Raw genomic sequence first — 12455 nt, forward strand, 5'->3', positions numbered from 1 at the left:
ATGCCCAGCTCGGCGGCCTTGGCGATCAACTCGGGCGGGTAGGTGGCCGCCTCGTCGGCGTCGTGTGCGGCGGGCCGCAGCACTTCCTCGGCGAACTCGTCGAGGGTCTCGACGATCATCTTCTGTTCGTCGTCCGGCGTCAGATCGAAGTAGTCCTTGCCGCTGGACTTGAGCCGGGTCGGCCCGCCGCACACGACGCCGACGAGGCGGCCACCTACCCGCCCGAGTTGATCGCCAAGGCCGCCGAGCTGGGCATCACCGCGATCAACATCCCCGAGGACTTCGACGGCATCGCCGCGCACCGGTCCAGCGTGACCAACGTGCTGGTTGCCGAGGCGCTGGCCTACGGCGACATGGGCCTGGCGCTGCCGCTGCTGGCGCCGGGAGGCGTGGCCTCCGCGCTGACCCATTGGGGCAGCGCCGATCAGCAGGCCACCTACCTGCCCGAGTTCGCCGGCGAGAACGTGCCGCAGGCCTGCGTGGCCATCGCCGAGCCACAACCGCTCTTCGACCCCACCCGGCTCAAGACCACCGCGGTGCGCACCCCGAGCGGATACCGTCTCGACGGGGTGAAGTCGTTGGTGCCGGCCGCGGCCGATGCCGAGCTCTTCATCGTCGGCGCGCAGCTGGATGGCAAGCCGGCCCTGTTCATCGTCGAATCCTCAACCAAAGGCCTTAGCGTAAAACCGGATCCGAGTATGGGGATTCGCGCGGCGGCACTGGGCCACGTCGAACTCTCCGGGGTGACGGTGCCGCGCAGCGCCCGGCTCGGCGAGGACGAGGCCACCGACGAGGACTACTCCGAGGCGATCGCGCTGTCCCGGCTCGGCTGGGCGGCGCTGACCGTCGGCACCTCGCACGCGGTGCTCGACTACGTCGTCCCGTACGTCAAGGAGCGCCACGCCTTCGGTGAGCCGATCGCCCACCGGCAAGCGGTGGCCTTCATGTGCGCCAACATCGCCATCGAATTGGACGGTCTGCGGCTGATCACCTGGCGCGGCGCGGCGCGCGCCGAGCAAGGCCTGCCGTTCGTCCGCGAGGCGGCGCTGGCCAAGCGGCTCGGCGCGGACAAGGGCATGCAGATCGGCCTGGACGGCGTCCAGCTGCTGGGCGGCCACGGCTACACGAAAGAGCACCCCGTCGAACGCTGGTACCGCGACCTGCGGGCCATCGGTGTGGCCGAGGGCGTCGTCGTCATCTAAGTCGTTAACCCATTCGAGTGAAAGTTCAATCATGGCAATCAATCTGGAACTTCCCCGCAAGATGCAAGCGGTGACGACCAAGACCCATCAGGGCGCCGCCGAGTTGATGCGGCCGATCGCCCGCAAGTACGACCTCAAAGAGCACGCGTACCCCGTCGAGCTCGACACCCTGTTCAGCCTGTTCGAAGGGGCCTCGGAGTCAATCGAATTCGCCGGAGCCAACGCGCTGGGCGGCGAGGACGAAGAACGCGACAAGAACCACAACGGCGCCAACATGGCGGCGCTGCTGCAAACCCTGGAAGCCAGCTGGGGCGATCTCGCGATGATGCTGTCGGTCCCCTACCAGGGCCTGGGCAACGCCGCGATCTCCGCCGTCGCAAACGAGGAACAGCTGCAACGACTGGGCAAGGTGTGGGCGGCGATGGCCATCACCGAACCCGGCTTCGGCTCGGACTCCGCGGCGGTGTCGACCACCGCCACCCTGGACGGCGACGAATACGTGATCAACGGCGAGAAAATCTTCGTCACGGCCGGCTCGCGCGCCACCCACATCGTGGTGTGGGCGACGCTCGACAAGGCGCAGGGCCGCGCGGCGATCAAGTCGTTCGTCGTGCCGCGTGAGCATCCCGGTGTCACGGTCGAACGGCTCGAGCACAAGCTCGGGATCAAGGGTTCCGACACCGCGGTCATCCGGTTCGACAACGCCCGCATCCCGAAGGAAAACTTGCTCGGCAACCCCGAAATCGAGGTGGGCAAGGGCTTTTCCGGGGTAATGGAGACCTTCGACAACACCCGGCCCATCGTCGCGGCCATGGCCGTCGGCGTCGGCCGCGCCGCCTTGGAGGAGATTCGCAAGATCCTCACCGAGGCCGGTGTCGAGATCTCCTACGACAAGCCCTCGCACGTCCAGAGCGCCGCCGCGGCCGAGTTCATCCGGATGGAAGCCGACTGGGAGGCCGCCTACCTGCTGTCGCTGCGGGCGGCATGGCAGGCCGACAACAAGATCCCCAACTCCAAAGAAGCGTCGATGAGCAAGGCGAAGGCCGGCCGGATGGCCACCGACGTCACGCTCAAGACCGTCGAATTGGCAGGCACCACAGGCTATTCCGAGCAGACGCTGCTGGAGAAATGGGCGCGCGACTCGAAGATCTTGGACATCTTCGAGGGCACGCAGCAGATCCAGCAGTTGGTGGTCGCTCGCCGGCTGCTGGGACTGTCTTCGTCCGAGCTCAAGTAACTCAGGTACGCCACTCGGCGGAATCGGGCAGTGTCGCTTTGCTCTGCGGTGAGGTTAGGTCAAGGCATGGACACTTTTCACGCGCTCGTGGCGCGTCAAGATGGCGACCGGATAACCGCGTCGGTCGAAACCCTTCGCCCGGATGATCTGCCGCCCGGCGAAGTGACCGTCCGGGTCCTGTATTCCAGCGTCAACTACAAAGACGCCCTGGCGCTGACGCCGGGAGGCGGTGTGGTGCGCGACTACCCGGTGGTGCCGGGCATCGACCTGACCGGCGAGGTGGTGGAGTCGACGTCGGCCGACTTCGCGGTCGGTGACCAGGTGCTGGCCCACGGGTACGCGATCGGCACCGGCCACCACGGCGGCTACGCCGAATATGCGCGGTTGCCGGCCGACCAGGTGGTCGCGCTCGGCGCGTTGAGTCCACACGAGGGCGCCGCGATCGGGACCGCGGGCTTCACCGCCGCGATGAGCGTGCAGGCCCTGATCGACTGGGGCATCGCGCCCGACGCCGGTCCCATCGTCGTCACCGGGGCCACCGGCGGAGTCGGCTCGGTCAGCGTCGACCTGCTGGCGACCGCCGGCTACCAGGTGGTCGCCTCCACCGGTAAGGCCGAGGCCGCCGGCCGGCTGAAAAACCTTGGCGCGGTGGAGGTTATCGGGCGGCTGCCCGCCGACCCCGACGCCAAGCCGCGGCCGCTCGGCAAGGCACGCTGGGCGGGCGGGGTCGACTGCGTGGGCGGCGCGACGCTGGCCGACGTGCTCAGCACCGTCGACTACGGCGGCGCCGTGGCGGCCAGCGGCCTCACCGGCGGTCCGGCGCTGCACACCACGGTGTTGCCCTTCATCCTGCGTGGCGTCGCACTGCTGGGCATGGACTCGGTGCTGATGCCGATCGGCGCGCGCCGCGAATTGTGGGCCCGGCTCGGCGACTCGTTGCGGCCACGCCACCTGGACGCGCTGGTCAGCGACGTCGACGTGAAAGATGTCGTCGGCGTGATCGACCAGGTGCGCGCCGGCAAGTTCTCCGGCCGGGCCGTAGTGCGGGTGGCCGGCGGCTTCTGAGCGGCCAGTAGGCTCTGGTGGCATGCGCGCGGTACAGGTGACTCGACTCGATGGTCCGGACGCGGTCGAGCTGACCGACATCGACGAACCGTCGGGCGACGGGGTCGTCGTCGACGTGCACGCCGCCGGGGTGGCCTTCCCGGACGCCCTGCTCACCCGCGGCCTCTACCAGTACCGCCCGGAGTTGCCGTTCGTGCTCGGCGCCGAGATCGCCGGCGTGGTCCGGTCGGCACCCGAGGGCGCGAACGTGAGCGCCGGCGACCGGGTCGTCGGGCTGACGATGCTGTCCGGCGGCATGGCCGAGGTCGCGGTGTTGGCTCCGGATCGGGTGTTCAAGCTGCCCGACAATGTGAGCTTCGAGGCGGGCGCCGGCCTGCTGTTCAACGACTTGACGGTGTACTTCGCGCTGACCGTGCGGGGTCGGCTGCAGCGTGGCGAGACGGTTCTGGTGCACGGCGCGGCCGGCGGCATCGGAACTTCGGCGCTGCGGCTGGCGCCGGCGCTGGGCGCGTCACGCACCATCGCCGTGGTCAGCACGCAGGACAAGGCCGACATCGCCACGGCGGCCGGCGCGACGGATGTGGTGCTGGCCGACGGTTTCAAGGACGCGGTCAAGGAGTTGACCCACGGACGTGGCGTCGACATCGTCGTCGACCCGGTCGGCGGCGACCGATTCACCGATTCGCTGCGGTCGCTGGCCCCCGGCGGGCGGCTGCTGGTGGTCGGGTTCACCGGCGGTGAGATTCCCACAGTGAAGGTAAATCGGTTGCTACTCAACAACGTTGACGTGGTCGGCGTGGGCTGGGGCGCGTGGGCCGGGACGCATCCGGGCGCGCTGGCCGAGCAATGGGCCGGACTCGAACGGTTGCTCACCTCCGGGGAGTTGGCCCCGCCCGAGCCGGTGGCCTACCCGCTGGAGCAGGCCGCCACCGCGGTCGCCTCCCTGGAGAACCGCAGCGCCAAGGGAAAGGTCGTGCTGCGCGTCCGCAGTTAGGCGCCGCATCTGGTCATTGGCCACGGCGGTTTCGGCACAGGTGGGTCGACCGTCAGTGGCGTTGTGGCTCGCGCCACGGCACTTGTGTCGCCCAAAAAGAGAAAGTAATGTCACTTTCAGTTTTGCACTCCTGATCGGCAGCGAGCTGGTCCCCCGTCGGAGGAGCCGTCCGTGGAATCTTTTGTGCACCTGCGAAAAGGCCGAACACCGCGCCGCCTGCATGCCGACCTCGACGGCCTCAAGGACGACGAGTTGGGCCGGGGCGGATTCACCGGCCGCACCGCCAATCTCTACCGGCGCCACGATCCCACCGCCTATCGGTCGGTCGGGCCGCTGCGGCCCATCGACGTGCTGTCCAGCGAGCTCAAGCCCAGCGACGCCACCGAAGCCGGCGGTGGGCCGCTGCTGATGTTCAGCAACGACGACTGTCGAATCCTGTTGAGCCGACGTCTCGAGCCGATGCCGTTCTTCGTCCGTCATGTCGACGGCGACCTGCTGTGCTTCGTTCACCGGGGCAGCGGCCTGGCCGAGACCGAATTCGGCCCGCTGCGCTACCGGGAGGGTGACTGGCTGTACATCCCGAAGTCCTGCACCTGGCGCCAGCTCCCCGACAGCGCGACGACCATGCTGATGATCGAGGCCACCGACGAGTTCCGGGTGCCGCCGCCGGGCGCGCTGGGCCGCCACTTCCCGTTCGACCCGTCGCAGGTCGTCATCCCGGAGCCGGCACCGGCCGACCCTGACGCAACCGACGGCGAGTTCGAGGTCCGGCTCATCCATGAGGGCGGCCCGACAACGCTGTTCTACCAACACAATCCGCTGGACGTCGAGGGCTGGCGTGGCGACAACTTCGCGTTCACCTTCAACATCGCCGACTACAACGTGATCACCTCCGACAGCGTGCACCTGCCGCCGACCGTGCACCTTTTCATGCAGGCCACCGGCGTCTACGTGATGAACTTCCTGCCCAAGCCCGCCGAGGGGATTCCGGGCACCGAACGCACCCCGTGGTATCACCGCAACGTCGACTACGACGAGATCGCCTTCTTCCACGGCGGCTCGCTGTACGGCATCCCGATGCCGCCGGGCTTGATTTCGCATGCGCCACAAGGGGTTCACCACGGCGCACCCGAAAAGGCCCGAGAACGGGCGCGGCGCAAATTCGACGACTACTCCCGCGTCGACTGGCAGGTGATCGCCATCGACACCCGGCGGCGGCTGACCCCGTCGGCCGAAGTACTGGCCCACGACCTAGGACAACACTGACATGAGGCACGCCGGCGACGATGCAGAACGAAGTGATGAGGAGCGGCGTCAATGAAAACGGCTGTGAAACACGAGTACGACCGGATCCCCTATCTCGTTGCGTTTCATAACAATTCCGGGGTCCGCGACGTCTACGGCGGCCTGGCCGAGATCACCGTGTTGGAGAGTTACCTGCTCAAGCCGAAGGACAGGCCGTCGGACACCGTGCTGGTGTTCATGCATCCCATCGGCGGCGGGGCCTACCTGCCGATGATCAACGCGCTGGCCCGCGCCGGCCATCACGTCATCTATTGCAACAGCCGCTTCCGCGGCACCGACTCGGCGCTGCTGATGGAGAAGGTGGTCGAGGATCTCGGCGAGTGCATCAAGGACGCCAAAAAGCGGCTGGGCTACGCCAAGGTGGTGCTGGCCGGATGGAGTGGCGGCGGGTCGCTGTCGGTGTTCTATCAGCAGCAGGCGCAGAATCCGACCATCACGTCCAGCCCGACCGGCGACGGCCCCAACCTCACCAGACTCGACCTGCCCGCCGCCGACGGCATCATGCTGCTCGCCGCGCACATCAGCCGGCACGGCACGCTGACCGAATGGCTGGACGCATCCATCCTCGACGAATCCGACCCCACCAAGCGCGATCCCGAACTGGACCTGTACAACCCCGACAACCCCAATCAGCCGCCTTACAGCCAAGAATTTCTGGATCGCTACCGGCAGGCGCAGATCGACCGCAACCGCCGCATCACCGCATGGGTCAGGGACAAGCTGGCCGAGCTGGCTGCAGCCGGGCGGCCCGACGACGAGTTCGGCTTCGTCGTGCACGGCACCATGGCGGACCCGCGCTGGCTGGACCCGACCGTCGATCCCAACGAACGCGCCCCGGGCACCTGCTATCTGGGGGATCCTCAGGTGGTGAACATGAGCCCCGTCGGACTGGCCCGGTTCTGCACCCTGCGCGGCTGGCTGTCGCAGTGGAGCTATGACGACGCGCGCGGCGACGCGGTGGCCTGCGGGCCCGATATCGCGATCCCGGCGCTGGTGATCGGTAATCTTGCGGATGACGCCTGCACGCCCAGCCATACCCGGCGGCTGTTCCAGGCGATCGGACATGAGGACAAGGAAATGCACGAAATCCCCGGCGCCACACACTATTACGCCGGACCCGACCAGCGCGACGCGCTGCGGGCCGCCGTCACCATCGTCACCGACTGGCTGGTGCGGCACGACTTCGCGAGCGCCGAATGACGGTGACCGGCCCCCTGGACGGCATTCGGGTGCTCGAACTGGGCACCCTGATCGCCGGTCCCTTCGCCGGGCGACTTCTCGCCGACATGGGCGCCGACGTGATCAAGGTGGAACTGCCCAAAGCCCCGGACCCGCTACGCACCTGGGGCCAGGCCGAACTCGACGGCCAACACGTCTTCTGGACGGTGCACGCGCGCAACAAGAAGGCGATCACCCTGGACTTGCGCCACCCCCGCGGGCGCGAGCTGTTCTGCGACCTTGTCGAGAAATCCGACATCGTGGTGGAGAACTTTCGCCCCGGCACGCTGGAAAAATGGAGCCTGGGCTACGACGTCCTCAGCGAGCGCAATCCGGGGATCATCCTGGTGCGGGTGTCGGGCTACGGGCAGACCGGACCCGATGCCACCAAGGCCGGCTACGCCTCGGTCGCCGAAGCGGCCAGCGGACTGCGGCACCTCAACGGTTTCCCCGGCGGGCCGCCGCCCCGCCTGGCGCTCTCGCTCGGTGACAGCCTGGCCGGCATGTTCGGCGCGCAGGGCGCGCTGGCCGCGCTGTACCGGCGCAGTGTCACCGGGCGCGGCCAGGTGGTCGACGTCGCATTGACCGAATCATGTTTGGCCGTACAGGAATCCACCATTCCCGACTATGATGTCGGCGGAGTGGTGCGTGGACCGTCGGGCACCCGGCTCGACGGCATCGCGCCCTCGAACATCTACCGCAGCGCCGACGGTTCGTGGGTGGTGATCGCCGCCAACCAGGACACCGTGTTCGCCCGGCTGTGCAAGGCGATGTGCCGCCCGGAGCTGGCCACCGACGACCGGTTCGCCACCCACGTCGCGCGTGGCCGCAACCAGGACGAACTCGACAACATCATCGGCGCCTGGGCGGCGCAACGCCGGCCCGCTGACATCATCGAAACCCTGTCCGCCGCAGGGGTGATCGCCGGTCCGATCAACACCGTCGCCGAGGTGGTCAACGACCCGCAGCTGCGCGCCCGCGACATGTTGATCGAGCACTACGACGAGCGGCTGCAGCGCAACGTGCTGGGCCCGGGCATCGTGCCGGTGCTCTCGGAATCGCCCGGCCGCCTGCGCCACGCCGGGCCAGCCCGTCCGGGCCAGCACAATGACGACGTCTTCATCGGGTTGCTGGGCAAGACGGCCGAGGAGCTCGCGGAGCTGCGCTCCGAGGAGGTGCTATGACCGCCCGCGCCGGCGACGATGCAGAGCGGAGCGATGAGGAGGAGCTGCGCCGATGACTCACGTCGACATCCGCGAGGTGGCCCTGCGCGACGGTCTGCAGATCGAAACGCCAATCCCGTTGTCGGCCAAGCTGGAACTGCTGGCCGCGGTGGCGGCGACCGGGGTCCGCGAGGTCGAGGTCACTGCGTTCGTCTCCCCGACGAAGGTGCCGTCGATGGCCGATGCCGCCGAGTTGGCCGCCCATCTGCACGACTATCCCGACATCGAATTCTCGGCCCTGGTGGCCAGTCCCAACGGCGCCAAGCGGGCCGTCGCCGCCGGGTTGCGCTCCATCGAATACGTGGTGGCCGCCGACGACACCTTCAGCAAGGCCAACGTCGGACGCAGCAGCGCCGAGGCCACCGAGGCGATCGACGAGATCGTCGCCATCGCCCATGGCAGCAATGTCACCGTCGAAGTCGTCATCGCCACCGCCTGGGACTCACCCTTCGAAGGCCCCACCCCGTCCCAGCGGGTGCTCGAGATCGCGGCGGCCGCCCGCGAGCGCGGCGCCGACCGCCTGTCCATCGCCGACACCATCGGCACCACCACCCCGGGCCGGGTGAGTTCGCTTATCGCGCAACTACGTCCGGTGATCGGCGACCTGCCGCTGGGCGGACACTTCCACAACACCCGCGGCTCCGGGCTGGCCAGCGCCTACGCCGCGGTCAACTCCGGGGTGACCCGGCTGGACTCCTCGGTCGGCGGGCTGGGCGGCTGCCCCTTCGCGCCGGGCGCCACCGGCAACATCGCCACCGAGGATCTGGTGTACCTGTTGGGCGACAGCGGCATCGACGTCGACGTCGACCTGCACGCCGCCATCGCCGCCGCCGACGTGGCGAAATCGCTGGTCGGACACGACCTGCCGAGCGCCCTGTTGCGGGCCGGCGACCGAAAGCGACAGTAAGTGCGGGGGAACTGAATGTCCGCCCCGGAGGCAGCCCGCGAGCTGACCGCCAAAGGTCGCCAGACCAGGCAGGCCATCGAACAGGCCGCCCGTAAACTGTTTGCCGAACGGGGCTTTCACGGCACCACCCTGGCCGACATCACCTCGGCCGCGGGCAAATCACCGGCGGTCTTCTACCGATACTTCGCCGACAAGGAAGACCTGCTGGCCGGACTCGCGGAGTCGTTCCTGCACGAGGTGGTGACGCCGTCGGGGCTGAGCGTTCACCTGCCGGACTCGCCCGACGACGACGCCTTCTTCACCTCGGTGGTCACCGGCTACTGGAACATGTTCAAACAGAACATCGGCATCATGATCGCGGTCGCCCAGCTGGCCGCCACCCAGCAGCGGTTTGCGGCCGTGCAGAACGAGTTTCGCCGCTTCGGCGTGGACATCGTGGCGGCATCGGTGTGGCGTGCGCAGGAGCAGGGCTACGGCGCCGAGCTCAACCCGCAACACACGGCGGCGGCCATCGCGCTGTTGTTCGAGAACTTCACCACCGTCTTCGTCGGGCAGTCGGGTCTCGGCATGGAGATCAGCGACGAGGACGCGATCGCCACGCTGTCGACGGTGTGGAAGAAGACTCTCTATGGTGCGTAACGCGAGAACCGCGAGGAGATAACCGTGGATTTCACCCTGCCAGAACACCTCCCGGGCGTGCTCGCCGAGATGGACGAGTTCATCGAGACCGAGATCAAGCCGCTGGAACGTGAGAACATCCAGTACTTCGACCAGCGCCGCGAGCATGCGCGCACCGACTGGGACAACGACGGGATCCCGACGCGCGAGTGGGAGGACCTGCTCTCCGAGATGCGCCGACGAGCCGATAAGGCAGGCTGGCTGCGCTACGGACTGCCCGCCTCGCTGGGCGGCCGCGACGGCAGCAACGTCGACATGGCGATCATCCGGGAGCACCTGGCGCACAAGGGCCTTGGCCTGCACAACGACCTGCAGAACGAGTCGTCGATTGTCGGCAACTTCCCGCAGGTGATCATGATGGAGCGGTTCGGCACCGACGAGCAGCGCAAGGTGTGGTCGGAGGCGTTGATCACCGGGGAGCGGTCCATGGCCTTCGGGCTGACCGAACCCAAGCACGGTTCGGATGCCACCTGGCTGGAAACGCACGCCGAACGCGACGGCGACAGCTGGGTGATCAACGGCTCCAAGCGGTTCAACACGGGGGTCCACCGCGCGACCCACGACCTGGTCTTCGCCCGCACCTCCGGTGAGCCCGGCAGCGCCCGGGGCATCACCGCGTTTCTGGTGCCGACGGACACCCCCGGATTCAACGTCCCCTACTACTGGTGGACGTTCAACATGCCGACCGACCACGGCGAGGTCGAGCTCACCGATGTGCGGATTCCCGCCGATGCGGTGCTCGGTGAGGTGGACCGCGGACTGGAAGTCGCCCAAACCTTCTTGCACGAGAATCGAATTCGGCAAGCTGCCAGCAGCCTGGGCGCGGCGCAATACTGCATCGACCGGGCCGCCGAATACGCCGGCGCCCGAACGGTGTTCGGCAAGCCGCTGTCGGCCAACCAAGCGGTCCAGTGGCCGCTGGCCGAGTTGGCGACCGAAGCGCAGATGGTGCGGCTGCTGGTGCACTACGCCGCCTGGCATCTCGACCGCGACCACCACATGGAGGTCTCGGACAAGGTGTCGATGGCGAACTACCGCGCCAACCGCCTGGTGTGCGACGCCGCCGACCGCGCCATGCAGATCTTCGGCGGCCTCGGCTACAGCCGCCACGAGCCGTTCGAACACATCTACCGCCACCACCGTCGCTACCGGATCACCGAAGGCGCCGAGGAAATACAAATCCGCCGGGTGGCGCAGCGGCTGTTCAAATTCGGCAAGAAGTGATGGACAGCGTCGAGTCAGCGGAGCTGGGCACCAAACTGGCCGGGGTGCTCTCGGCGGCCCTTGGCGCCGACACCGCGGTCGTGAATCTGCGGGCGTTGACCGGTGGCGCCAGCAGGACCACCTGGGCGTTCGAGGCCGTCACCGGCGCGCAGCGTCGCGCACTGATTCTGCGCACCGGCCCACCCGACGATGTGCATGCCGGGATGGAGCTGGAAGCCAGGACGCAGGCCGCCGCACGCGCCGCCGGCGCGCCGGTCCCCCACGTGTTGATCGCCGACAATTCGCCCGCCGCACTGGGCAATCCGTTCCTGATCTGTGACGAGATCAAGGGCGAGACCATCGTGCGGCGCATCCAGCGTCAGCTGGAGCGCGCCGACGGGCAGGCGGCCCGCGCGCAATTGCTGCAGCAGTGCGCGCAAGCGGCGGCCGCCATTCACCGCGCCGACCCAGACGTCCCGGATCTGACCCACGAGGATCAACTCGCCGAATGGCGGCAACGTCTCGACGACATGGGCGACACCACCGCAACCTTCGAGTGGGGGTTTCGCTGGCTGACCGCTCACCGTCCCCCACCGTCGCCGGCGGTGTTGGTACACGGCGATTTTCGGATGGGCAACCTGATCGTCGACGGGTCAAACCTTGCCGCGGTGCTGGACTGGGAACTCGTGCACGTCGGGGAGGCCTACGAAGACCTGGCCTGGTTCTGCATCCGGGCCTGGCGATTCGGCGCTCCGGCCGGCCTCGGCGCCGGCGGCTTGGGCAGCATCGAAAGCTTCCTACGGGCCTACGAGCAGGCCAGCGCGACTACCGTCGACCGGGTGGCGTTTCACTGGTGGCTGGTGCTGGCCACCCTGCGCTGGGGCGTCATCTGCCGCTTCCAGGCCGAGCGGCACCTGAGCGGGCAACGTCGCTCGGTCGAGTTGGCCACCATCGGCCGCCGGGTGTGCGAGACCGAGTGGGACCTGCTCAACCTGCTCGCGCCCGCCGACGATGCGCGCCGCGCGGTGGCGCGAGGAGGAGGCGGGCGATCGGGGCCGGGCGCAGCCGTGACCGGCCCGTTCGGCCGCCCGCGGGCCGCCGAACTCGTCGCCGCGGTCGCCGAATTCCTGGAGAACGACGTGCGCGGGGCGACCGAGGGGCAGGTCAACTTCCACGCCCGCGTCGCCGCCAACGCGCTGCGCATCGTCGAACGCGAACTGCTCGACGACAGCGCGGCCCAATCCCGCGCGGCACTGGCCGACCTGGGCTTCGCCGACGAAGAACAGCTGGCCGCCGCGATACGCTCCGGCGAGTTGGACGACCAAGCGGACCGGGTCACCGCGTGCCTGCGCACCCTGGTACGACGCCGATTGGCCGTCGCGCACCCCGGATACGACAGCGAATAGCCCCGCGAGCGACAGAG

General features: G+C 68.2%; 10 protein-coding genes and 2 pseudogenes. 11 read left to right on the plus strand and 1 reads right to left on the minus strand.

Annotated elements, in window-relative coordinates; translation table 11 throughout:
• Window positions 1-188, minus strand: a pseudogene (locus A5624_RS27695) (acyl-CoA dehydrogenase family protein); the annotation flags it as partial.
• On the opposite strand from A5624_RS27695, the pseudogene A5624_RS21635 reads away from it, so the two are divergent.
• The 11 genes and pseudogenes from A5624_RS21635 to A5624_RS21685 all read left to right on the plus strand — a co-directional run.
• Window positions 171-1202: pseudogene (locus tag A5624_RS21635) on the plus strand (acyl-CoA dehydrogenase family protein); the annotation flags it as partial. The pseudogenes A5624_RS27695 and A5624_RS21635 overlap by 18 nt on opposite strands.
• Window positions 1203-1233: 31 nt before the next feature.
• Window positions 1234-2439: an acyl-CoA dehydrogenase family protein gene (locus A5624_RS21640; protein ID WP_066870799.1), complete on the plus strand. Its 1206-nt coding sequence runs from the start codon at window positions 1234-1236 to the stop codon at window positions 2437-2439.
• 66 nt (window positions 2440-2505) lie between these two features.
• Window positions 2506-3504: an acryloyl-CoA reductase gene (locus A5624_RS21645; RefSeq protein WP_066870801.1), complete on the plus strand. Its 999-nt coding sequence runs from the start codon at window positions 2506-2508 to the stop codon at window positions 3502-3504.
• Window positions 3505-3526: 22 nt separating this feature from the next.
• Window positions 3527-4498 carry an NADPH:quinone oxidoreductase family protein gene (locus tag A5624_RS21650; RefSeq protein ID WP_066870804.1) on the plus strand — a complete coding sequence of 324 codons (972 nt, stop codon included), beginning with the start codon at window positions 3527-3529 and terminating at the stop codon, window positions 4496-4498.
• A gap of 171 nt (window positions 4499-4669) precedes the next feature.
• Window positions 4670-5764: a homogentisate 1,2-dioxygenase gene (locus tag A5624_RS21655; RefSeq protein WP_066870806.1), complete on the plus strand. Its 1095-nt coding sequence runs from the start codon at window positions 4670-4672 to the stop codon at window positions 5762-5764.
• Between the two features lie 51 nt (window positions 5765-5815).
• Window positions 5816-7003 (plus strand): S9 family peptidase, encoded by a 1188-nt coding sequence (locus tag A5624_RS21660; RefSeq protein WP_066870812.1) that lies wholly within the window; start codon window positions 5816-5818, stop codon window positions 7001-7003.
• Entirely contained in the window at window positions 7000-8205 is a 1206-nt protein-coding gene (locus A5624_RS21665; protein WP_066870815.1) for a CaiB/BaiF CoA-transferase family protein, read from the plus strand. Before A5624_RS21660 ends, A5624_RS21665 begins: the two co-directional genes overlap by 4 nt.
• Window positions 8206-8257: 52 nt before the next feature.
• On the plus strand, window positions 8258-9151 hold the full coding sequence (locus tag A5624_RS21670) for a hydroxymethylglutaryl-CoA lyase (protein WP_066870817.1): 894 nt from the start codon (window positions 8258-8260) through the stop codon (window positions 9149-9151).
• Window positions 9152-9166: 15 nt separating this feature from the next.
• Window positions 9167-9790: a TetR/AcrR family transcriptional regulator gene (locus A5624_RS21675; protein ID WP_066870820.1), complete on the plus strand. Its 624-nt coding sequence runs from the start codon at window positions 9167-9169 to the stop codon at window positions 9788-9790.
• A 24-nt stretch (window positions 9791-9814) separates the two neighbouring features.
• The gene (locus tag A5624_RS21680) at window positions 9815-11053 is read left to right on the plus strand and encodes an acyl-CoA dehydrogenase family protein (protein ID WP_066870822.1); all 1239 of its coding nucleotides are present in this window, start codon (window positions 9815-9817) and stop codon (window positions 11051-11053) included.
• A complete protein-coding gene (locus tag A5624_RS21685; RefSeq protein WP_066870825.1) occupies window positions 11053-12438 on the plus strand; it encodes a phosphotransferase family protein in 1386 nt (461 codons plus the stop codon). The genes A5624_RS21680 and A5624_RS21685 overlap by 1 nt, the downstream gene beginning before the upstream one ends.
• Window positions 12439-12455 lie beyond the last annotated feature (17 nt).

Origin of the sequence: Mycobacterium sp. 1482292.6 (genome assembly GCF_001672995.1) — a bacterium.
GTDB lineage: Bacteria > Actinomycetota > Actinomycetes > Mycobacteriales > Mycobacteriaceae > Mycobacterium > Mycobacterium europaeum_A.

Coding starts and splice junctions, on each gene's coding strand:
- A5624_RS21640 (WP_066870799.1), top strand. CDS start 1,234: ATGGCAATCAATCTGGAACTTCCCCGCAAGATGCAAGCGGTGACGACC.
- A5624_RS21645 (WP_066870801.1), top strand. CDS start 2,506: ATGGACACTTTTCACGCGCTCGTGGCGCGTCAAGATGGCGACCGGATA.
- A5624_RS21650 (WP_066870804.1), top strand. CDS start 3,527: ATGCGCGCGGTACAGGTGACTCGACTCGATGGTCCGGACGCGGTCGAG.
- A5624_RS21660 (WP_066870812.1), top strand. CDS start 5,816: ATGAAAACGGCTGTGAAACACGAGTACGACCGGATCCCCTATCTCGTT.
- A5624_RS21665 (WP_066870815.1), top strand. CDS start 7,000: ATGACGGTGACCGGCCCCCTGGACGGCATTCGGGTGCTCGAACTGGGC.
- A5624_RS21670 (WP_066870817.1), top strand. CDS start 8,258: ATGACTCACGTCGACATCCGCGAGGTGGCCCTGCGCGACGGTCTGCAG.
- A5624_RS21675 (WP_066870820.1), top strand. CDS start 9,167: ATGTCCGCCCCGGAGGCAGCCCGCGAGCTGACCGCCAAAGGTCGCCAG.
- A5624_RS21685 (WP_066870825.1), top strand. CDS start 11,053: ATGGACAGCGTCGAGTCAGCGGAGCTGGGCACCAAACTGGCCGGGGTG.